Source organism: Fodinibius sediminis (assembly GCF_900182555.1).
Classification (GTDB): domain Bacteria; phylum Bacteroidota; class Rhodothermia; order Balneolales; family Balneolaceae; genus Fodinibius; species Fodinibius sediminis.
Map to the genome: position 1 here is coordinate 152465 of NZ_FXTH01000011.1, position 22663 is coordinate 175127.

Here is a 22663-nt window from a genome sequence, read left to right on the forward strand (position 1 = left end):
GGCTTTACACAAGCTGTTCACTGAGATCCGCAAAAGAAACTTTTGTATGAAATTCTCCATGTTCGCCCATGAGATCAATCTGCTCGGGCAGGTGCTGCAGCTGGGTCACAAAAGCCTGGTCGTAGGTTTCTCCTATACGGATGAGTGACTGGTATTTCTCCTCTACGGCACTGATGGTAATGCGTATCGGCTGAAGCTGAAGCACTGGAAGCAGCTCGTGAATGTTTTTTTCCCAGATAGGAAACAGGGTGCGATACCCTCGCTTTTTCCAGGAAGCTTCGCGCCACTGGCGGATATCAGAAAGATGCCGGTCTCCGAAGATAAGATGCTCGACCGGCTCAGTCTGCTCATCCAGCTTTCCGTTCACCTCCCGCAGGTAGAACTCATTGGAACATTTCCGGGGCAGTGGTACCAGGTGCAGGTCCAGGTCCAGGGCAGCGGCCTGCGTCCGAATATGCGAGATGGGTAGTTGCTGATGAGGGACAAGGCCGGTCTTCTCCTCGTAGGTGGTGAGGAGGGCAAGTTTGTGCCGGGGATGCTGCTGTTTGTAAAAATGCAGGGCAAGAAAAGCATCCTTGCCGCCGCTCCAAAAAAGAATATTCATAAGAAATTAGCAGCTTGAATACCGAAGACGGGGCAACAGAATTAATTCTGCTAATCGTCTGTATTCTGGTTTCTGAATTCCTATATTTAAACGCAATTTGAGCTCAGCTAAAATATAACATTTTCCTTTGTCAGGAGTAAATGTTAGCTCAAAAGCGGGCATCGTCACCGATTGCTCAACGAAGCGCTTCGGCAAAGATCTATTTCACGGCGGATACGCTTAGTAAACAGGCACATAAATTTATTAAAACAGATGAGCAGCGACACCCAGGAAGTATATTTGCGGACCAAAGGAATTTTACCCGTTCAGAAATTACGCGTGCTGGCCAAAGCCGGTATTATCAAGTCGGAAGAGGGATATCCACTGCAGGAAGATCAGTTTCAGCCCAACTCCATTGATTTACGGCTGGGAGAAAAAGCCTACCGTGTACGATGCAGTTTTCTGCCGGAAGATGAGACGGTTGATGAGAAGCTGGACAAGCTCAGTCAATACGAAATATCCATCAGGGACGGGGCCATTCTGGAGCCGAACTGTGTGTATATTATTCCGCTGCTTGAAGAGCTTCAACTGCCCTCGCACATTTCACCACAGAAGACTTTATTCAATGACTCGGACGAGGGAACCAGTTACCGTGTTATATCAGGGGAACACCTGTCGGCCAAGGCCAACCCCAAAAGCACCACTGGCCGACTGGATGTCTTTACGCGCGTTATAACGGATCATTCTCATCGATTTGAAGAAATACGGTCTGGCTACAAAGGAAAACTGTACCTGGAAGTGGTGCCCAAGTCATTTCCCATTCGGGTTAAAACCGGACACAGGCTCAACCAGCTGCGGCTTCGTCACGGCTATACGGTGCTTTCCGACCAGGATATATTGAGGACCCACAGTTCCAATCCGCTTCTTTTCAAAGAAGATGGCCGCGCAGTGCCGGTAGATGACCTCAAAGTCAGTGACGGGCTGTTTTTGAGTGTCAATCTCCACGACCAGAAGGGCAAGGTAGTAGGCTATAAAGCCAAGAAGCACCGAAACTATATTGACCTGGACAAGATTAATTACTACGATGTATCTGAGTTCTGGGAGCCTATTTATGCTCAGCATGATGACCACCTGATCCTGGAGCCTGAGGCTTTCTATATTTTCGCCTCCAAAGAACGATGCCGGATTCCCGAACACCTGGCGGCCGAGATGATTGCATATGACACCGGCTCCGGCGAACTCCGCACTCACTACGCCGGTTTTTTTGACAGCGGTTTTGGGGGACGGATAAAAGATCAGGGAGCCCGGGCCGTACTTGAGGTGCGTTCCCATGACGTACCCTTTTTAATCGAAGATGGGCAGACCTTCTGCAGCATGAAGTTTGAACCCAATACCGAGGTGCCTGAAACTATCTACGGCGATGATATCAAAAGCAACTATCAGGGACAAGAGCTAAAATTGGGCAAGCATTTTAAAGAAAAGTAAGAACATTATGGCATCAGCCCGGAAAGTGAAAAAATGTGTCTGTCACAACCGGATGTTTGATGAAATAAAGAGCTATGCCGATGAAAAGGAACTCTCTTCTGTCGAGGAGTTGAGAGAGCAGAATTATTGCAGCAACCGCTGCGGTCTGTGCATTCCTTATGTTAAGACGGTCCTTAAGACCGGCCAAACTACGTTTGAACCCGGCAAACCATATTGATTATAGAACCCAGGAAGCTTTATCGATGAATATCTTCTATGCCCCTCCCTCACATATTAATGGCAATATAGCTGAACTTGAGGGCCAGGAGGCCAGGCACGCTTCCCGCGTGCTACGGGCCCGGGAAGGAGACTATCTGACCATAGTGGATGGCAGGGGAGGACGATACAAGGGGCCCATTCAGCGGATAAGCAGGAAATCGGTTCAGATCAGGCTGGAGAAGCGTGAACAGGTCTCGGATCCCGGGCCAGAGCTCATCCTGGGAATGGGGATTATAAAAAAGCGGGACCGCCTTGAATTTGCGGTGGAAAAAGCCGTGGAACTGGGGGCCCGTCATCTTGCTTTATTCAGGAGTGAACACACCGTCAAGAAAAATGTTCGTTCGGATCGTCTGGAAGCAATCATGCTTTCAGCAATGAAGCAGAGTCTTCGCAGCTGGTTGCCCTCGCTCATGGTTTTCAATTCTGTGGAAGAAGTGATGCGCCATTATCAAGATGCCCGGTGCCTGATGGCGCACGAAAAAGCGGATCGGGAAGCAGGGGTAGATAATCTGGCTGCTGCCGGAGAGAAACGCCTGCTGCTGTTAACGGGACCGGAGGGCGGCTTTTCGCCGGAAGAAGTAGAACGGGCGGTTGAAAGCGGGGCCGAGCTGGTCTCGCTGGGAGAGTACCGGCTGCGGGCGGAAACAGCGGCTGTGACGTTGATGAGCCAATTTATAGACCGATGATTGTATAATTACAGAGAAAAGCCCGACTGCCTGAGAGCCGGGCTTTGAAATGGAATGGGAAGAACAACAAGCGCTATTTTCTTACTGTCCCTTCTTCACTTTCGTATGATTGGCGGCATATTCTTTGAGCTGCTGCACCTCATCCCACATGTTCATGGATTTGTCGATGGCATTATCAAAGACATCATTGATGACAGGAAAGTATTTTTTCTGTCCCCAGACCTGAAGAGCCAGACGGGCTTTCATTACGCCCTCGGTCATCCAGGAAACCTCTTCCCAGTGACCTTCCGGAATGTAGAGGGTGTCTGACTGGAAATCGGGCTCCGTAAGCGTGTCACTCTGACTAACAACCATCTTGTTTTTCCTGAGCCGCTCAAAAACCCGGTTCATATCTCCTTCTGACCAATGGAACTCTTCCCGGAAACGCTCAAAGTTGTCTTTCCATGCTTCCCGGAATGCATCGCCGTTGTCATCAAGATAATCGCGTACGTAATCAAAACCGATTCCTTTACGCTGCACATAATTTAGTACAGCAGCCGACTGGGAGGTATCCTCCTGGACAATATGGTCGGGTACAATGCCGCCCCCGCCGTAGACCGTTCGACCGGCATCGGTCGTATATTTGAGTGAATCCGATACATGGGAAACAAATTCACTGACATCACTTCTGGCGTCGGATTCACGTTTGTAGATCTCGTAAGCGTATTCTTCACCGCCCTTGTGGGAATAAGGTTTTTGAATCAGGCGGCCGGAAGGCGTGTAGTATTTAGAAATGGTGACACGAATTTTACTGGAGTCGATCAGTTCATACTGCTGCTGTACCAATCCTTTTCCAAAGGTGCGCTGTCCCACAATCAATCCGCGGTCGTGATCCTGGATGGCACCGCTTACAATTTCACTTGCAGAGGCCGATCCCTTGTTAACAAGGACGATGACGGGGAGTTCCTTGTATTCCCCGTCGCGGCGCGAAAAGTAAGCACTTGTGAATCGCGTATGACGACTCTTTGTTGAGACAATTTTGGTACCACGGGAGAAAAATTCTTCAGAGATGGCGATAGCCTGGCCGAGATAGCCTCCCGGGTTGCCGCGGAGATCAAGGATGATGCGATTCATTCCCATTTTCTCCAGCCCCTGCATCGCCTTCATAAATTCTTCGTGGGTTGTGGCAGCAAACCGGTTAATTTTAACATAGCCGGTGTGATCATCCAGCATATAGGAAGTATCAACCGTGTAGAGAGGAATGTCGTCGCGGGTAATGGTGTATTCCAGCAACTCGTTTACATGGGGGCGCTTGATGGTTACATCCACCTTGGAGTCCTTGGGACCCCGCAGCGTGTTTACCACCTGCTCTCTGGTGAAATTGATAGCCGTACTGTCGTTGATGCCGATGATACGGTCTCCCGAGCGAATGCCCAGCTGGTCACTCGGGCCTCCGGCGATGGCGGTAATTACGGTAATGGTGTCATCGATGACATCAAACTGGATGCCCACGCCCTGAAACTTGCCTGCAAATTCGTCTTCAATGGCATCGCTGGTCTTGGGCTCAATATAGATGGAATGGGGATCGAGCGAGCGAAACATGCTTTCTAGGGCATCTTCGGTCCGGTTGGTCATATTTTGATCAGGGTAATTTTCTGCCAAATACCGGTACGCCCGTTCAAACAGCTTGATGGATTCGCTCAGATCCTCCACTTCCAGGTTCGTAAAGGTGGTATCGAGGGGCGTACTTTCCAGGTTGACCGTACTATCCGGCAAATTAGCGACAAGACCCCGAATGCTGTTCTTATACAGCTTTGTCACATCTACCGGGTCCACATAATTATCAATAATCCGCTGCTGTGCCTGTACGTATTTTTTTAGATTCTTTTGATCCTCATCCCCGTTTTTGACTACTGTTTCAACTCCGGCAAACCAAAAAATGGAGAGCGCGATAACAATCGCAAGATTCGGAGCTAAGAATTTTTTTACGCTCATAATGATTCTGTATTTGATCGTTTTTAGCTGTATATATTCTATAACGGATATCAGTTGAATTAATTACCCGTTCACTTCAGGGCACCAGCTACAGTTTGTATTATACGATTTATTCGCAAATAATTCGAAACTGTACCCATTTTATAAAATATATTGACTCAGGTCTTTGTCTTTAACAAGATTATCCAGCTGTTTGTTCACATATTCCCTGTCTATCGTAATTTCCCCTGAACTGATATCGTCCGGAATGGCAAAGAGCAGCTCATCAAGCAGTGATGAAAGAATGGTGTGCAGGCGCCGGGCTCCAATATTTTCCACGCGCTCGTTTACCTGGGCCGCTATAGAGGCCACTTCTTTGATGGCATTCTCGGTAAATTCGACCTCTACGCCCTCAGAAGCCATCATGGCCTGGTATTGTTTTGTGAGTGCATTTTTCGGCTTCGTGAGAATATCGAAGAAATCCTCTTCTGTCAGCGAATTGAGTTCCACGCGTATGGGAAACCGGCCCTGCAGCTCAGGAATAAGGTCAGAGGGCTTGGATACGTGAAAGGCTCCGGAGCCGATAAACAGGATATGATCCGTTTTCACCATTCCGTGTTTGGTCGACACACTGCTTCCCTCTACAATAGGGAGCAGATCGCGCTGCACTCCCTGGCGGCTTACATCTGGTCCGCCGCCGCCCTTGCCGTTATTGGAGGATTCGGCTACTTTGTCAATCTCGTCAATAAAGACGATGCCGTGTTTTTGGACTCGTTCCAGGGCCTCCTGCGCTGCGGCATCATGATCAATCAGCTTCTCTGCTTCCTCTTCGAGCAGGAGTTCACGGGCTTCTTCGATCGTTACATTGCGCTTGGTTTTCTTCTGTCCGCCCAAATTACCCAGCATATCCTGCAGGTTTATGCCCATCTCTTCCATACCGCCCTGGGGGCCAAAAACCTGCATCATGGGTGATTTGCTCGATTTACGGACCTCCACCTCGATCTTGCGGTCTTCCAGTTCACCGTTGCGCAGCTTTTCCCGAAACTTTTCGCGGGTTCGCTTGTTCAGCTCCTGGTCGGATGCCTGGTCGGGATTGAAATCATTATCATCGGCCTGGAAACCGGGCGATTCAGCCGGGGGCTGCTTGACGGGCGGGATCAGGATATCGAGAATGCGGTCTTCAACAATCTCTTTGGCTTGCTCCTTGACTCGTTCCTGCATTTCCGTCTTAACCATGTTTACCGAAATGTCGGTCAGGTCCCGAATCATGGACTCCACATCGCGTCCCACATAGCCAACCTCTGTAAACTTACTGGCCTCAACCTTGATGAAGGGAGCGTCCGCCAGCTTGGCCAGGCGCCGGGCAATCTCGGTTTTGCCAACCCCCGTGGGACCGATGAGCAGGATGTTATTGGGGAGAATTTCATCACGAATCTCTTCATCGGCATTCATCCGGCGCCAGCGATTCCGCAGTGCAATGGATACGGAGCGCTTGGCCTCATCCTGGCCAATGATGTATTTATCCAGTTCTGCTACAATCTGCCGGGGCGTTAAATTTTTATGTCGAACCGTCTTTTGAATGGTGCTCATGTCTACTCTAATTCTAAAATACTCAGGTTGTGATTCGTATAAATACAGATATCAGCGGCGATATGGAGTGACTTTTCGACAATCTCACGTGCGGAGAGCTCGGGTGCGTTTTCCTTCAATGCCCGTGCCGCAGCCAGGGCATAGGAACCGCCGCTGCCGATCGTGAGAATCTTGTCGTCGGGCTCGATCACATCACCCTGGCCCGATATAAGCAGGGCCTTCTCCTTGCTCATAACGATCAGCAGGGCCTCAAGCTTGCGGAGAAATTTATCGTTCCGCCATTCCTTGGCCATTTCCACGGCCGCGCGCTGAAGATTGCCGTTATACTGCTTCAGTTTTTCCTCGTATTTTTCAAACAGGGTAAAGGCATCAGCCGTTGATCCGGCAAAGCCGGCGGCTATTTTCCCGTCGTAGAGGTGGCGCACTTTATTGACGGTGGCCTTCATGACGGTTTTGTCCATGGTGGCCTGTCCATCGCCGGCAATAGCGGCCTCTCCGTTATGGATGATCCCCACGACGGTTGTTGCTTTTAAATCAGCTATACTCATAATGTCATTCGGTGTTCAATTACTGTAAAAAGGGAGATGTATCAATCAGTTTGAATTCTTGTAATACTTCGACCGTGTGGGGCGAGGTTTCCGGGTGTCTTTCTTTTTGTTCCCGTTTGAATCCTTTTTGTAGTAATCCAGGTTTTTTCGCGATGGTCGGGCGGCGGCCAGCTCCTCTTCGGCCTGGGCCTTCCCGATAATCTCATCGATATCTTTTTCCTGCATCACTACATCGGTGATGTCAATGTCTGAACCCGCAACCGTGGCCTTGTACTCATTCAGGGAGATGGTTTCATCTGCTACAAGCGAGATCTTAAGCCAGTAACGTAGCATCCACTTCCACTTGATGCTCAGGAACCCCTTTTCAAGATAGGATTTGAGGTAAGGGTTGATATAAATATCCACTGCACGGTAGTCGGTGGTCGTGCGGAATTTGCTGAGCCATGCATCAAGGTCGGCGATGATGGTGTTTTGGGTCACGACACTGCCGGAGCCGCCACAGGTGGGGCATACCCTGGAGACGGAGTTGACCACGCTGGGCCGGATTCGCTGGCGCGTAATTTGTACCAGCCCGAAGTCGCTCATGCCGATGACGTTCGTTTTGGCCGGGTCTTTTTTGAATTCCTTTTTGAGCTCATCGTAGATCTTCTTGCGGTTCTTGCCCTTTCGCAGGTCAATAAAGTCAACCACAATGATCCCGCCAATGTCGCGCAGCCGCAGCTGTTTGGCTACTTCCCGGGCCGCTTCGAGGTTGGTCTTCAGCGAATTATCTTCCTGTTTTTCCTTGGCGGCGTAGGGGCCGGAGTTTACATCAACAACATACATCGCCTCCGTCTGCTCAAAGATAAGATAACCGCCGGAAGGCATGCGTACGCGGGGACTGAAGATCGAATCGACGTCTTTGGCCACTTTCATAAAATCGAAAATGTGTTCGCGCCCCTTGTACAGTTCCACATTGGGAATCATCTGGGGAGCTACCTGACTGACATACGATTTGATCTGTTTGTGCATCTCGGGATCGTCCACCAGTACCCGGTCATACTGTTTGGCAAAAAGATCGCGGACCAGACTTTCGGTCATATCAAGATCCTTGTAGAGCAGGGCGGGGGGCTTGGCCGTCTCCAGCTGTTCCAGGATGCGCTCCCATTTTTTAAGCACATTGCGCATGTCGTCCTCGATCGCCTGCTTGTCTTTGCCTTTGGCAACCGTACGGATAATGACCCCAAATCCTTCGGGAACCATGGAGCCCACGACACTCTTGAGTCGTCGCCGCTCCTTATAATTGTTGATCTTGCGGGATACGGCAATATATTCGCCCATGGGGATCAGGACCAGGAATCGCCCGGCTACAGTGATGTCGGTAGATACACGGGGGCCCTTCGAGCCGATGGGTTCCTTGACAATTTGCACCAGCAGCTGCTGGCCGGGCCGCAGGATTTTACCGGCCCACTTCTGTTTCTCATAGTTCGATATTTTGTCGAAGTTGGTCTTCTGGAGCTCATTGCGGACGTTCTTGTGAATCGCATCTTTACCGTTGAGCATCTGAACGTATTCCTTCAGGTGATCACCGGCATCAGAGAAGTGCAGGAAGGCATCCTTCGGGGTACCCATGTCGATAAAAGCCGCACGAATGCCGCTCATGACCTTGTGTACCCTCGCCAGGTAAATATTCCCAACCGTACGTTGGTTTTCCTCAGATTCTATAAAAAGTTGGGCAAGTTCGCCGTTTTCCAGCAGTGCGATCCGGGTCTGTTTTCCCGAAGCGTGAATAATGATTTGATTTTTCATTGAAATACTCATCTTTCACACAGTTGCTGCACTCCGGACTTATAATCCTGATCAAATATTCAATCGGCATCATCATAGATAAAGCAATCTTAAATTTCATACGTCGTAGCGGGAGTTCAGCAACCGCTATATTATAATTCCTGTTAGGAGAAAAAAATGTTTGGTTAATTCGGTGATATTCAGAAAAGGAATGATCTTGCAGCGAGTCTTCACAAGTATGCAGGGAACTCAAATATTCCACTGCCCGGTATAAGGTTACAAGAAAAAGCCTTGTTGACGCATCAAAAAAAGATTTAAATACCTGTGAAACTGACAAATGCCGCAAAACGGTAAACCTAAAATTTTTAAGAAAATCTGAATAACAGTATGTATCAATATACAAGTTCGTAACCACTAATGTAAGCGCTAATATTCAGCAGTGAACAGGAATATTGGAGGATGGTTTCCCGATTCGGCAGCGCCGGTGCGTTCATCCGGGGGCTATTCTTCTTGTTTTGTTCGCTCAATACGTGCTCCCACCGCATTCAGTTTGTGTTCCAGGTCTTCATAGCCCCTGTCGAGGTGATAGATACGCAGCACGTCGGTTCTGCCCCGCGCAATCATGCCTGCCAGCACCAGGCTGACGCTGGCACGAAGATCGGTACTCATCACCGAGGCACCCTTGAGCGGGGTTTTCCCTTCAATTGCGACCCTGTTTTCCGTGACATCCATATCGGCTCCCAGCCGGGTTACTTCCGGCACATAGCTGAATCGGTCGTAATAAATGGTATCGGTTACCGTGGAGGTGCCCTCGGCCTGGGTCATCATGGTTGACCACTGGGCCTGGAGGTCCGTCGGGAAACCGGGATAGGTTTCGGTTGTGACATCGGTCGGCCGCAGGGTTTCCGGAGCGATAACCTGTATGGTATTATCACCGGTGATCAGTTCGGCACCCGTTTTTTCAAAAGTAGCCGGGAACTGTCCCAGGTCTTTCACATTAACGCCCTCAAGGGTGACATCCGATTCTGGATGCATGGCGGCGGCAATCATGAACGTACCGGTTTCAATACGGTCGGCAGCATTTCGAATTTGTATGCCTTCAAGACGGTCCACCGCACGTATTGTCAGGGTCCGGGTGCCGACCCCTTCGATGTCGGCGCCCATCTCCACCAGTTTTTTGCACAGAAGTACCACGTCGGGCTCTTTGGCGGCATTTTCAATGGTAAACTCCCGGGCGCGAAGCACCGAGGCGAGTACCAGGTTGATGGTGGCTCCCACGCTGCTGGGTTCAAGGGCAAAGGTGCCGCCCTCCATCTTTTTGGGGGCGTCAGCAATCACATAGCCCTCTTCCAGCCTGATGTTGGCCCCCATCTCGCGCATGCCGTTCAGGTGCAGATCTACGGGACGAGGTCCCCAGGCACAGCCGCCCGGAAGAGATACTTTGGCCTTGCCGAACCTTCCCAGCAGGGCGCCCAGCATATAAAACGAAGCCCGCATTTTACGTACGAGTTCATAGGGAGCTTCCAGGTGGGCCAGGTTGGCGGGATCAATGGTGAGAACACCCTCATCTTCATCAAAAGTAACATGGGTGCCGGTGACGCGGATTACGTTGTTAAAGGTGTATATGTCGCGCAATTTAGGGACATTCGTGATGGTAGTCGGTGAATCACCCAGGATGGCAGCGGCCATAAGGGGCAATGCTGCGTTTTTGGATCCGCTGATGGGAATGGTTCCATTAAGAGGGGTGGGGCCTTCTATAATAAATTTATCCACTTGCTTCGATTTCTAAGATTAGAGCATTTTTTTCAAGAGAGGCGCCTTCGGTTACAGCAACCGTAGTTACCATACCATCTATCGGTGCCTTGAGTTCATTTTCCATTTTCATCGCCTCCAGGACAGCGACGGAATCGCCCATGGCCACTTCATCGCCCTCAGCAACCATGATTTCAAGGATTTTACCCGGCATGGGAGCCGTCAACGCCCCTTCACCCACTTCGGCAGCCGTCTTAAAGCCGAGGCGGTCGAGCAGCAGTTCCTGTTCGCTGCGGACTTCCACTGAACACCACTGCCCGTTGAGCGTAAACGTAATTCGCTGCTGGTCGTATTCTACATTATCAATCCTGTAAAGTTTTGTTCCCGTTCGGAGCAGGTATCGCCCATTCGGCTGGCGATGGAATTCATAGGGAAGCGTTTTATCTCTGAAATGGGCTTCGCCGGTTTCCTCCCGCAGCTCAAGTTCAACAGGAGTCTCGGAATTGTTGATACGGGCTTCAAATTTCATCTATTAATGCGACTTGATTTCTGAAAGTCCCTTGCTGGTGGCCCTGAAGGTAAAATCCTGGAGGTTATCGGAGTCGTAAAAACTGGTCAGCGTTATTTTAGACCCGCTGCGTTCATAGGCTTCCACAAAACCAAAGCTGAGCAGGTTGATAAGGTCGTCGCGCAGTTCGCCGTAAAGATGGCCGGTTTCTTCCAGTACGTCCTGGAACCGCTCGGGAAAAATGAGCTTTTCCAGCACTTTTCGTTCTGATTTGGTTATTTTCCGTTTGCCCATAGTGGTCACTTATTCTTAATAAGGTGAAGATAGGAGGCCTGTTCCTTTTTAACAACTACCGCACGCGAATGTCTCCATAGGTAATGAGGTTGTTCCGGCCGTCGTACAAAAGGATGCGGTAGAGCCCGCTGGCGCTGCTTCCCTGGCCGCCGGCAATGAGATCGCCAGAGATACTCAGGTCGTTGAAGGTGCTGTTGATGGTGTTGGAATCGAAGTAATGTACCGAGCCTGTGTTGCCGAGACTGTCAATTTTTTGAATATGGAGCGCATTAAACCGGTCCGGGCTTCGTTGATAAATCTGGATATTCAAACTGGAATTTAAATCCACGGGGTTTGGAAAAGGGGGCTGAAATTCTCCAAGGCTGCCCAAACTGATATGCCCCTGGTACATGGGACTAATCCGCCAGTCGTCGGGATCCGTTACTTCGTTCTCAATGTGGCCGGCGGCATCGGTACGCGTGATATTTTCTGGCAGCCTGTGCGCTTCCTGTTCGAACTGTTGCTGGTCGTCGCTTTTTGAGCAGCCGGTCATTGCCAGGGTACCCCAGGAGAGAAGAACAGCCATGCAGGCAATCCGACAAGATCGGTTGAACGATTTTAGCATTTGATACCTTCAATAATATTTCAGATTCCGAAGAATAATATCGAACTTTGCTCACTTATCTAAAACTAATTTACCGAACCGTGCTGAGTTTACAGAGAAACGTTGCGCTATTAATCCTGTTGCTGGTTGTGACCGGATTTTTGTTTTCACCTTCGGCCCGGGGACAGTCGTCTCCGCCGCCGCATGAGCATTCCGGACCTCCGCCGAGCATGCAGGAGCTTCTGAAGTGGAAAGAGGTATTCACCTACGAAGTAAAATACAGTTTCTTCAAGCTGGGCAAGGTGCAGACGACCATCGTGCAGGATACTACCTATGACGGACAGCAGCTGTGGTGGCTGCGCACAAAAATTATTTCAGATCCCTCTATTCCTTTCATGGGCGAAGAAGAGAATCATTATAATACGTTTTTCGTGGCAACCGACAGTTTGCCGCATACCCGCCTGTACTGGCGCGACAACGTGGATGAGGATGAGTTTAATGCCGAACGGTACGACTTTGACTACAGCCGAAAGAAGGTCTACCTCTCGAAAGAGGGGGAGCCTGAGGATACCCTGGATCTTACCGAGCCCTCTACATCCGGGCAGCTCATTTTTTATTACAGCCGGCTCTTCGCAGGCACGGATAAAACCTACAGCCTGCCGGTATACCTGGAGGCGGAGAAGGGCTATATTGAGGTAAGAAACACCCAGAAAACGGAGATGAGGGAGTACGATGCCTTTGCCTCTCCGGTGCGGACCTATTATACCGACGGCGATGCCGATATCGACGGCCCCTTCGGCTTCAGCGGGCGATTCAAGGCCTGGTACTTGGCCGACGACCTGCGCATCCCGCTGGAAGCACACGCCAAAGTGTGGCTGGGAAATGTAAAAGTTCGACTTATTGACTACAAAAAGGAACCGAGAAGATAATGAAAGTATTTTTTAGAAAACTGCCTCATGCCGAGGACCTGGAACTCCCATCTTACGAATCGGACTATGCTGCGGGCATGGATATCCGGGCCGCGCTTGACGAGCCGCTGGAGCTGGAACCAGGCTGCCGGGCGCTCGTTCCCACGGGCCTGCAGATGGCGCTTCCGAGGGGATATGAAGCCCAGATTCGTCCGAGAAGCGGGCTTGCCTATCGCAACGGAATCACCATGCTGAATACTCCCGGTACGATTGATGCCGACTACCGGGGCGAAGTAAAGGTGCTGGCGGTGAACCTGGGGGAAAACAGCTTTGTTATTGAGCATGGCGACCGTATTGCCCAGATGGTTATCGCACCGGTGACCCAGGCTGATGTTGAGCAGGCACAGACGCTGCCCGACACGGAGCGGGGGAGCGGCGGATTTGGCAGCACGGGCGTCAAATGAAATTAGTTAACAGTTACTTGTTGTCTGTTAATATTATTCCAAATAACCGATAACAAATAACCGAACACCAGAGAACGTGCTCGAAAAGATACGTCCCTATATCAATCTGGTATCCTACAACACCGACTACCGCCGGCTTTGGCTGAGCCAGGTAGTATCAAACTTTGGCGACTGGTTTGGTGTACTGGCGGTCTATGCTCTCATCACCCGCTATTCGGATTCCGAGTTTTTGCTTGGGCTTATTATTGTCGTCAAGATGATGAGCCTGGCCAGCTTTTCGCCCTTTGCCGGTTATATCACCGATCGGTTTGACCGCCGGAGGATTATGATCATCTGTGACCTCCTGCGGGGGCTGCTGGTCCTGGGGCTGCTGATGGTCGTCTCCTATGACACCCTGTGGCTGGCCTATGTATTGACGGCGTTTCAGATGATGCTTTCGGCCATTTTTGAGCCGGCCAAAACTTCTTCTATTCCCAATGTCACCACAGAACAGGAGCTGGTGGATGCCAACGTGCTGTCCGCCGCAAGCTGGAGTATTATTTTCACCATCGGGATGGGCATTGGCGGGTTGGCTACAGCCTGGATTGGCACCGACCTGGTGTTTGTGATAGATGCATGCACCTACGTCGTTTCTGCATGGTTTATCTACCGGACCACCATACCCCAGGAAAGGATGGATGAGGAGGAGCGCAAGCGGACCCGAAATCCCCTGGTGGGTATCAAGGAGGGATTCCAGTACCTGCTGCAGAACCCACAGGTACTTCGGCCGACCCTGGCCAAAGGCTGTTTCACCATGTTTCTGGGAGCGCTGACCTACATGCTGGTGCTGGTCTCCGAGGAGGTACTCCTGATGGGCAGCATTGGGATCGGGTTGCTCTATTCGGCCCGGGGCGTGGGGACGGGCATCGGGCCGGTAATCGGGCGGCGCGTCTTCAGCGAGGAGCAGGACTGGATACGTGCCATGGGCTTTTGCATGATATTCGGAGGGGCCATGTACGTGATTGTGGGAGCAACCGGCAGCCTGCTGGTAATGCTCCTGTTTGTCTTTATCGCTCATGCCGCCTCCGGGGCCAACTGGGTGATGAGCACCGTGCTGCTGCAGCGCCGGACCCCCGACACCTTTCGAGGGCGGGTGTTCAGCACCGAATGGCTCCTGTTTACCCTCGCACAATCGTTGTCGGTCGTTGTCGCTTCATGGATACTGGAAAACGACTGGCTGAGCATCCAGCAAACCATCATGTTCTTTGCGCTGATGCTCTCAGTGACAGGGGGTATCTGGCATTTCACCGTCACGCAGGAGGAGAAAAGCTACCAGAAAGATCGGCAGCACCGGGAACTGTCGGCGACCCAGCCGGCAGAACGCATGCCGTGAGCGGGGGGGAGAGACGGCAGCCAGGTCTTTTCTGAAGGCCTATCGTTATTTTTGTGGTTGAAGCTGTTGGCTGCAGTCCTTCATAACGTTTGATACAGGACCGGATCCTGCTGTTTCCTCCGGTATCAAAGCGCTTCTCTCTCTTGGTTTTTTTGGGTTTTTTTACCAGTGATAACTTAAAGTCCTATGTGCTCTAATACTCCGAAATAGTGCTGTGACAAAGTTTACAATCTGGGGTGACAGGGGGTTGTCAGTGATGGTGATATATTGGGGTTGAAGTTATTTCTGTATAATGGTTGAATATTTCTGAAAGTTAAAATCTCCCAAGGGTTTGTTTCATATTTGAGTTATAGAAATAGATTGGCTTAATTGAAAAGAGTTATACTACAGTGGCTTTTTAAGTGAGGGATACAACACAACCGAGGATCATCAAGTTATTATGAGATTACATTTAAGGCTTACCCCTAACACCAAACCTATACCGTTTAATTACCAGCATAAGCTTACCGGCACGCTCCACAAATGGCTGGGCCAAAATGATTTACATGATAAGATAAGCCTATATTCTTTTTCGTGGCTGCGGGGCGATGTAGATATGGTTAACAACGGATTGAACTTTCCAAATGGTGCCAATTGGTTTATAAAAAGTTGGAATAACGAGGTAGTTCAAAAACTAAAAGAAGGTTTAAAAAATAATCCTTCAATGGCTTTTGGGATGAAGGTATATAAACAATCCACAAAACCTACTCCCAATTTTGGTTCAGTTTTCCGTTTTGAGGTTGATAGTCCAGTTCTTACCAGAATGAATAGAGATGATAATAGCAGAAAGCATCTAACCTTTGAAGATGAAAAGGCAGATTCCAGTTTAACAAGAACACTGAGGAGTAAATTGAGAGAGGCTGGTTTTTCTAATGGAGACAGGGAGGTAATTGTTGGATTTGACCGCAGCTATCAAAATGCCCATACTAAATTAATCGAGATAAAAGATGGCATCAAGCTTAAGACAAGTATCTGCCCGGTAATTGTAGCGGGTACTCCGAAAGCAGTTCAGTTTGCTTGGAATGTAGGAGTAGGAGAGATGACAGGTAGTGGGTTCGGTTGCTTAAAATAAAGATTAGTTATGCATCAATCTTTTCAAGAGGCACTTATGAAAGCAGGTTTTGCTTCAGGAAGATCGAAGCAATCTGAGGTTTTTGACGCTTTTAGAGCAGGAAAGCATGTGATTTTAAAAGCGCCGACTGGCTGGGGTAAAACGTTTGCTGTGAATGCGGCACTTGGAGGAGGTCATCACATTTATTCATTGCCACTTCGCGTTTTGGTAGACTCGTTAGCCGAAGCGACTAATGAATTTAAATTATATGAATGTGTTGCACACCATGGACAAGAGAGAAATCACCCTTTTTTAGATCCCGGAAATAATCCCGAAAGTCCATATCGATTAGTCTATACCACGCTTGATCAAACACTAAGTGCCTTTCTTGGTATTCCGATTGGTGTTTCATTGCGTCAAGGAAATATTCTTCCTGCAGTTGTGGATAACAGCCATCTAATTTTTGATGAATTCCATCTCTTTGAGCCAGAAAAAAGCTGGACGACCGCTCTGTTTTCACTTCAAAGATCGAAGCAGAATTGTGTGGTTCTGACGGCGACCTTGAGCGATTATATGCTCAAATTTTTGGGTGATTTTCTAGCTAATCAGACGGAAGTTGGTAAGGTGGAAGTTATTGAGGCAGACCGGCCATTTATAAACAGCAAGAAACTGCTTAAAGGAGATGCTTTCGTTGATATTGATCAACCCAAGCTGGGTAAGCGAACCATTATTATCAGGAATGATATCGCCTCGGCAAAGGCAACGGCGAAGGAGCTACGGAATAGTGAAAACGTAGATCTGCCAGTATATCTGTTACATTCTGAATTTCTTGCATCTGACCGAAAAGATATTGAAACAAAAGTTAAGTCAATTTTCAAAGAAGGAAGTTCTGAAAAAGCTATTCTTGTAGCAACACAAGTAGTAGAAGCGGGAATTGATATAACGTGTGATGTGATGCACACAGATTTATGTCCGCCTTCTTCGTTTATTCAGCGTGTTGGGCGAAATGCACGATATGAAGGTGAAGAAGGAACAATCATTTGGCATCCCGTTGAAAATCCAGGTCCGTACCGCAGCCAGAAAGAATTAATAGTAACATTAGAGGATTACCTGGAAGGAAAGATACTTTTAGATGAGAAAACCGAGCAAGAGATTATAAATCTTTCGGAGCCTTTTGACAAAAAGCAGATTGAGAAATTTAAGAGTCGAGTGGTAAGGGAAGTTGATAAACTTAGAGCAGAACGTGACTACTCAGCGTATAAAGAGATGATTCGCTCTATCGACAATAAAAATGTAGCCATTGGGACAGATCTCAATCAGTCCTATCATTTTGTCAGCGTATCGCGTTCTAAGTTTTATAATGAAGATGGTTTCTTTTACAAGGCTGCTCGAGAAAAACCGTCAAAATATGGGGTCTTTGATTCTGAGCGCCGTGATGTAGTGGTGACCGACAATCTGGAGCATGCCGACTTTATACTTTTGGATCCTGACTTTGTTGGATACCAGCCAAAAATGGGATTTACGTTTGATGATTTAGGAGGAAGAGAAAAGTTTATCGACTATAGCAAGGATACCTACACCAAATATGACTATGAAAATGAAACTTATGAACAGCATATAAACCGACTTTATGAAAGCTTGTCAACGGTCTCTTGGATGATTGATCGACTTACCGAGCATAAACTGATCGGTACCAAGAGTAATGCAGATTTTATTTCTTATTTTTTGATTTGGGCTCACGACTTGGGAAAGCTAAGTCTGAAATGGCAGGAGGCTCATCAAGTTGGAGTAGATGGGGTTCCTATTGCTCATTCAGAAAAGGAGGGAAGGTTTGGCAGGGTTAAGCGACCGCCCAAACATGCATGGATTAGTGCATGGGTAGTGTTGGAATATTTAAAAGAAACATTCGGCGATAAGGGGAAAGGATTACTGTTAACAAAGTCGGTTTTTTGGGCCATTGCAGATCATCACGGTTACAGTGACAAATTAGAACAGGCAGATATCAAGCCTTTTAAAATCGGATTTTTAGACTATTTGGATCATATGACAGCTCAAAATAATTGGGTCGAAGATGAATGGAATAGCTCAATAATCGATCCAAAGGTTTTACCAAATTCGAGTATACAGGAAGTATATTTAAACCTGAAAAATGCACTTCCACTGGGATCTTCTAATGATTTAAGTCTGTATTTAATGTTTAGTTACATCTTAAGAAAGGCTGACCAAAATGCAACAAGAATGGTTAGCGTAAAGAGAGAAGAACAGAAAGAATCAAAAAAATCAATGGGAAATTTCATAGATGATTAGAGCAAGATATAGATCGACTACGTGTTTCAGTTTTAGGCGTGAACAAGCCACTACAAAAATGGCACAAACCTATTTTTGTCCAACACCATACGCGGCAAAAGTAGCTCTGATTATCAGTGGGGTCAGGAAAGGGAAAGACCCGCACGAGCTCACAAAAAAGCTAAGCAAAACCAATATAATTCCACATCCTTGGGGCGAAGGCGTCGTGAATACACATTTAGTCAAACATTGGGAACCTCCACGGGGAAACGACTTGCCCCCTGATTATTTGAGTCCAACTGTTGTGTATAGGGAGTTTTTATATTTCGATGGTGGAGTGGATTTATATTTCGAACCAGAGATTAAAGAAGTTATTCAGCCGTTGCTGACTGGTGTATATTCTTATGGCAAACAAGGGAGCTTTTTCGTGTTTGAAAGCCTTGACGAAGAGAAGGATCCACCTGAGCCCACCGTAACATTTTCGGGAAGTGATTTTAAAGATAATGCGATTTGGGAAAAAGTATCCAATTTTGAGGGGAGCAATCGGAAACCACGGGAAGATGTGGAAATAGGCATTGCGATGACCATGCTCGGTGCCAGTGGAGATCATGTTCATTATAAGTTTGGAGAGTAATTATGAGTCCTTTTGAGAAACCATATGAAACGCAGGAAAAGGAAGATTTGGAATGGGAAATAATAAAGTTGCCCGTAGTTGACGACGGGTACTATGATACCTTAGCTGCAATTGGCTTTGGAGCATTGGCAGACTCATATTACGATACTCCAAATACTCCCATAATCAAGTGGACTCAGCAAGGATATCGAGTGCATTATGTTAAGGAATTGCGTCCTACTCCCGATCTACAGTGGTTGAAATACAGTTTGGCCGCATCATGGAAAAGTAGTCTGGATGATGGAGTGACTAAAATAGCGAAAGGCTGGGATAAAGAGACCAGAATTGAGCATAAAGGCGTAGTGGTTGATACCTCTGAAAAACCTACTATTCAAGTTGAAATAGGTGGAAAAAAGAGGGAGATGACTGATCCTGACCGAACGTTATATGGAGTAATTAATAAACTTGGTAAACCGGATTGGGTTAATCTTTGTATTAGTGCTTGCCGAGAGAGAGGGCTGGAACTACTTGATGGTGATTTTGAGGAAAAGTCTGTCACCCTGAATAGTATTGTATTTCCACAATCGTCTAAGGGCGCAAATTCAAAAAGCAGTTATAGCATAGGTAATAGTTCCATGCCCAAATCATTTAGCAGGCCGCTAAGTCGTTTAACCTGCTTGGCAGTTGCTGGTTTATGTTTTTCTGCAATAGGTGAATCACCAACAGGTTTTGCCGTTCCTATGCCTCTTGATATGCGAGTAGAGATTGTAAGAGAATTGGCAATTGCAAATAGGAAAAGATACTACTACGGTGGTTTTTTCTTTCCCTACAATAATTATCTCCGTTTAGTAAAGTTGCTCAAGGAAAATCCTGCAGACTTCAAGGTGAAAATAGAGGGTTTGCAAAAGTTGAAGGGGGTTACGGGAATAAATTTTGTTGAACTTGGCAATAGTGCGTCTCCTGCAGGTACTTGGAAACTATTGGTTCCTTCCCATAAATATAGCCTTGAGTCAGTTGATAAATTGCAAAAATTATTAGTCCGTTGGAGGCGAGCAAAAATACCACGACCGGGAAGCGATCCATCTATTGACAGAAAAGCAGTTCGTACACTCATGAACGGTTTTGAGGCATCCAATCCACAATCGGCGGCAGAAGGCTATTTGCAGTATTTAGACGCCGTTGGCTTAGGGGGTAACTACATTAATCTACTAAATCAAACATTCTTTGAGGAAATCATGGCACATTCATCCAAATACCAAGAATTGTTAGAGGAATTTAAAACGGAAGAAATTCAGCGTTTTATCCAGCTTCTTCGGCAAGATACCATTCAAAAAGTGTATAGCAGTAATGGCAAAAAGGATCCACCTAATTATCAGGTGATTCGCAGGCTCCGTGAGATACAGAGTCCGGACGATTTTATGGAAGCAATAACTGAAATTGCAGTAGAACGGGGATCCAATAAGTTAGCGTCAAGCCAAAGCTCGGGCGATTCGATGCAATATATGTCACTACCGTACGAAGGTTCTCTTGAAAAGCTTATAACCCTTGCTGAGGATGATCGTTTTACGCCACGGTTGATCGCTCAATTACTTCTTTCATTCGCCTTGAGCACGCAAAAGAGTAAGGAAGAAGCCATACAAGAAAATTAACCAATCTTAAACTATAAACTTACACAAGGGACTATTATGGATATTCAAAAAATTCAGAATTTAACGTTGGTTGGTCGGCTCAGCATTAATTTAGCAAGTCTTAATAATGAGGGTACAGAGGGGAATGCGACACAACCAAGAACAGCTACTATTGTTGATGAAGGAGAGCTCTATACCGTTCCGGTAATTTCAGGAGATATGCTCAAATATTGGCACGTTAAACACCTTTGTGCCATTGCGCAGGATCGGGAATTGCCACTAAGTGAAAATAATGCCAGAAAGAACCCTAACCCTAATCGATTAAAAGCTGAGTTGGCAAAACATGAATGGGTAGTAGAAAATATTCCTGAAGCTGAAGATTGGAGTGGAAAGCTTAAAAACGAGAAAAAGGATGCATTAGAACAAGAGTTATACCGATTGGTAGCAGAAAGTTGTACCGTCACAGATGCCCACGGATTATTAATTACAGAAGTAGCTCCATCAGATAAAAGTGGTGATAATGTTTTTAAAGGTAGTGTTGCAGTTTCTAGAACAAGTAGAATCCAAACCGGTTTTATGACAGGCATTCCACGTAAGAATGCAACAGGACATTACTTCCATGCCAAATATGTTTCTAAGCGTACGGGAATAAAGTCAAGAGATACTTCTGGAAATGAAGGACAAAATATATTTACACGACCTGCCACAAGTGCCGATTTTGCGGTAGTCATCAATGTAGATCTAGCAGGCCTTGGGTTTAATGATGCAGCTAATGAATACGTCGTGGATGAAGATGAACAAGCAAAACGGAAAAAGGCTGTCCTGGATGCATTGAGCTACACCTTGATGAATCAGCCTGGGGCAAATAGTAGTCAACAGTTTCCTCATATTATGGGTTTTGAAGGTGCCATTACTACCTCAACAAATCGAAGTCCGGCCCCCAGTGCCAGCCCCATCAAAGAGGATTATTTAGATACGCTGGAAGGGTTGGTTAACAACATCAACAAAATGAATGAAGATAAAAGTGCTTCATTTGATAAAATTGGCTCAGTAGAAGAAGCGGTTGCATTTTTATCTAATTAAAAACCTTCGACTACGAAAATCAAACCATGGTTGGGGCCAGTTGAGATCTGTTATAAAGCAACAAATTAAACCTGTCAGGTCTTATTAGTAAAAAATTTAGCAATCTTTTCAATGCGTACACAAAAGCTTATAACAAGAAGTACGATAGAATGGGCTCATTATTTAAAAGAGCATTTCGACGAAAGAAAATTACCGACAAGGAATATTTTTCCCGATTGATAATCTACATCCACAACAACCCCGTGCACCACGGTTTTGTAGAAGATATCAACGACTGGCCCCACAGCAGCTGGCAAGCGTATGTAACAGACAGGAGCACGAAAATAAACAGGGCAGAAGGGGTGGAATGGTTCGGAGAGCGAGAAGTCTTTGAACAGTTACATCAGAATTTAGATCGGAGGAATTTTGTATCGGTATTTGAAGAGTAAATGGAACAACCCTCCAAGGGATGCGCACCCTTGGAGGGTTTAGGAAATAAAATTATGAACACCGAAAAGCAACCCATCACCGGCACTGAAATTGCTTACTACTTCGTTTGTGCCCGCAAACTCTGGTTTTACGCCCATAATATAGAATGCGAACAAGAGAGCGACGCCGTGCGGATGGGCCGCCATATCCATAAGACCAGCTATAAGCGCAAAAAGAAAGAGGTAAGTGTGGATGGAGTTATTGTGGTGGATTGGATAGATCATGATAAAAAGATTATCCATGAAGTGAAGAAATCCAGCAGTATGGAAGAAGCTCACCAATGGCAGCTAAAATATTATATGTGGTATCTTGAACAGAAAGGGATGAATATTGCTGACGAAAAATCTGCTGAATTTCACGCTGATGATCTAGAAAATCGGGGTTATATAGGTGAGCTGAATTATCCCAAGTTACGACAAACTAAAGAGGTGATTTTATTACAAAAAGATCGAAAAATCCTGGAACAGAAAATTATACCCAATATCCGAAAAATCAGGAACCGAGATAAACCACCTAAAACAGTAGCATGGGAGGTCTGCAAATTCTGTTCATATAACGAATTATGCTATAGTTAAAAATTCAATTCTAAAGGGTTCCGAATCCTCGGAGCATTTAATCTAACTATTTATGAAGAGGTCGTATTATATATGGGTCTTATGAAGTTAAGCTCTCAAAGGGGGTCCTCTCGGAGCTTATCCAGTAAGACGTTATATAAGTTTTTATTTCGATGATTAAAACGGAATT

Annotated in this window: 22 protein-coding genes; 13 read left to right on the forward strand and 9 right to left on the reverse strand. The window is 47.1% G+C overall.

Annotated features, from left to right (window positions below):
- Window positions 1-4 precede the first annotated feature (4 nt).
- The gene (locus FN808_RS12955) at window positions 5-604 is read right to left on the reverse strand and encodes a Dph6-related ATP pyrophosphatase (protein ID WP_142715026.1); all 600 of its coding nucleotides are present in this window, start codon (window positions 602-604) and stop codon (window positions 5-7) included.
- A gap of 252 nt (window positions 605-856) precedes the next feature.
- Here FN808_RS12955 and FN808_RS12960 point away from each other — a divergent pair, with 252 nt between their 5' ends.
- From FN808_RS12960 to FN808_RS12970, 3 genes are read left to right on the forward strand one after another with little or no spacing between them, the layout of a single operon-like run.
- Window positions 857-2068, forward strand: coding sequence for a 2'-deoxycytidine 5'-triphosphate deaminase (locus FN808_RS12960; protein WP_142715027.1), 1212 nt, complete (start codon window positions 857-859; stop codon window positions 2066-2068).
- A 7-nt stretch (window positions 2069-2075) separates the two neighbouring features.
- Window positions 2076-2285 (forward strand): hypothetical protein, encoded by a 210-nt coding sequence (locus tag FN808_RS12965; protein WP_142715028.1) that lies wholly within the window; start codon window positions 2076-2078, stop codon window positions 2283-2285.
- Window positions 2286-2310: 25 nt separating this feature from the next.
- Window positions 2311-3012: an RsmE family RNA methyltransferase gene (locus FN808_RS12970; RefSeq protein ID WP_185958399.1), complete on the forward strand. Its 702-nt coding sequence runs from the start codon at window positions 2311-2313 to the stop codon at window positions 3010-3012.
- 81 nt (window positions 3013-3093) lie between these two features.
- Here FN808_RS12970 and FN808_RS12975 read toward each other — a convergent pair whose 3' ends face one another.
- The 8 genes from FN808_RS12975 to FN808_RS13010 all read right to left on the reverse strand — a co-directional run bounded on the left by FN808_RS12975 (window position 3094) and on the right by FN808_RS13010 (window position 11989).
- On the reverse strand, window positions 3094-4986 hold the full coding sequence (locus FN808_RS12975; protein WP_142715030.1) for a S41 family peptidase: 1893 nt from the start codon (window positions 4984-4986) through the stop codon (window positions 3094-3096).
- Between the two features lie 141 nt (window positions 4987-5127).
- A complete protein-coding gene (hslU, locus tag FN808_RS12980) occupies window positions 5128-6555 on the reverse strand; it encodes an ATP-dependent protease ATPase subunit HslU (RefSeq protein WP_142715031.1) in 1428 nt (475 codons plus the stop codon).
- 2 nt (window positions 6556-6557) lie between these two features.
- Complete coding sequence (hslV, locus tag FN808_RS12985; protein WP_246068354.1) at window positions 6558-7103, reverse strand: ATP-dependent protease subunit HslV; 546 nt, start codon at window positions 7101-7103, stop codon at window positions 6558-6560.
- A gap of 45 nt (window positions 7104-7148) precedes the next feature.
- Window positions 7149-8891, reverse strand: a complete 1743-nt coding sequence (locus tag FN808_RS12990) for an Rne/Rng family ribonuclease (protein WP_142715032.1) — start codon at window positions 8889-8891, stop codon at window positions 7149-7151.
- A 480-nt stretch (window positions 8892-9371) separates the two neighbouring features.
- Window positions 9372-10643 carry a UDP-N-acetylglucosamine 1-carboxyvinyltransferase gene (gene murA, locus FN808_RS12995; protein WP_142715033.1) on the reverse strand — a complete coding sequence of 424 codons (1272 nt, stop codon included), beginning with the start codon at window positions 10641-10643 and terminating at the stop codon, window positions 9372-9374.
- Complete coding sequence (locus FN808_RS13000; RefSeq protein ID WP_142715034.1) at window positions 10636-11151, reverse strand: acyl-CoA carboxylase biotin carboxyl carrier protein subunit; 516 nt, start codon at window positions 11149-11151, stop codon at window positions 10636-10638. The genes murA and FN808_RS13000 overlap by 8 nt, the downstream gene beginning before the upstream one ends.
- Window positions 11152-11154: 3 nt before the next feature.
- Complete coding sequence (locus FN808_RS13005; protein WP_142715035.1) at window positions 11155-11424, reverse strand: hypothetical protein; 270 nt, start codon at window positions 11422-11424, stop codon at window positions 11155-11157.
- A gap of 55 nt (window positions 11425-11479) precedes the next feature.
- The gene (locus FN808_RS13010) at window positions 11480-11989 is read right to left on the reverse strand and encodes a hypothetical protein (RefSeq protein ID WP_142715036.1); all 510 of its coding nucleotides are present in this window, start codon (window positions 11987-11989) and stop codon (window positions 11480-11482) included.
- A gap of 119 nt (window positions 11990-12108) precedes the next feature.
- Between FN808_RS13010 and FN808_RS13015 the strand changes: the two genes are divergently transcribed.
- The 10 genes from FN808_RS13015 (at window position 12109) to FN808_RS13060 (ending at window position 22494) form a co-directional block, all read left to right on the forward strand.
- A complete protein-coding gene (locus FN808_RS13015) occupies window positions 12109-12936 on the forward strand; it encodes a DUF3108 domain-containing protein (RefSeq protein ID WP_185958400.1) in 828 nt (275 codons plus the stop codon).
- The gene (gene dut, locus FN808_RS13020) at window positions 12936-13379 is read left to right on the forward strand and encodes a dUTP diphosphatase (protein ID WP_142715038.1); all 444 of its coding nucleotides are present in this window, start codon (window positions 12936-12938) and stop codon (window positions 13377-13379) included. Before FN808_RS13015 ends, dut begins: the two co-directional genes overlap by 1 nt.
- 76 nt (window positions 13380-13455) lie before the next feature.
- Entirely contained in the window at window positions 13456-14751 is a 1296-nt protein-coding gene (locus FN808_RS13025) for an MFS transporter (protein ID WP_142715039.1), read from the forward strand.
- A gap of 439 nt (window positions 14752-15190) precedes the next feature.
- The gene (cas6, locus tag FN808_RS13030) at window positions 15191-15862 is read left to right on the forward strand and encodes a CRISPR-associated endoribonuclease Cas6 (protein WP_142715040.1); all 672 of its coding nucleotides are present in this window, start codon (window positions 15191-15193) and stop codon (window positions 15860-15862) included.
- Window positions 15863-15871: 9 nt separating this feature from the next.
- Window positions 15872-18148, forward strand: coding sequence for a CRISPR-associated helicase Cas3' (gene cas3 / locus FN808_RS13035; protein ID WP_142715041.1), 2277 nt, complete (start codon window positions 15872-15874; stop codon window positions 18146-18148).
- 58 nt (window positions 18149-18206) lie between these two features.
- The gene (locus FN808_RS13040; protein WP_142715042.1) at window positions 18207-18761 is read left to right on the forward strand and encodes a hypothetical protein; all 555 of its coding nucleotides are present in this window, start codon (window positions 18207-18209) and stop codon (window positions 18759-18761) included.
- A 2-nt stretch (window positions 18762-18763) separates the two neighbouring features.
- Window positions 18764-20389, forward strand: a complete 1626-nt coding sequence (locus FN808_RS13045) for a hypothetical protein (RefSeq protein ID WP_142715043.1) — start codon at window positions 18764-18766, stop codon at window positions 20387-20389.
- Between the two features lie 36 nt (window positions 20390-20425).
- The gene (locus tag FN808_RS13050; protein ID WP_142715044.1) at window positions 20426-21451 is read left to right on the forward strand and encodes a DevR family CRISPR-associated autoregulator; all 1026 of its coding nucleotides are present in this window, start codon (window positions 20426-20428) and stop codon (window positions 21449-21451) included.
- Between the two features lie 149 nt (window positions 21452-21600).
- Window positions 21601-21879 (forward strand): hypothetical protein, encoded by a 279-nt coding sequence (locus FN808_RS13055; protein WP_142715045.1) that lies wholly within the window; start codon window positions 21601-21603, stop codon window positions 21877-21879.
- Window positions 21880-21933: 54 nt separating this feature from the next.
- Window positions 21934-22494, forward strand: a complete 561-nt coding sequence (locus FN808_RS13060) for a CRISPR-associated protein Cas4 (protein WP_142715046.1) — start codon at window positions 21934-21936, stop codon at window positions 22492-22494.
- The last annotated feature ends 169 nt before the right edge of the window (window positions 22495-22663 follow it).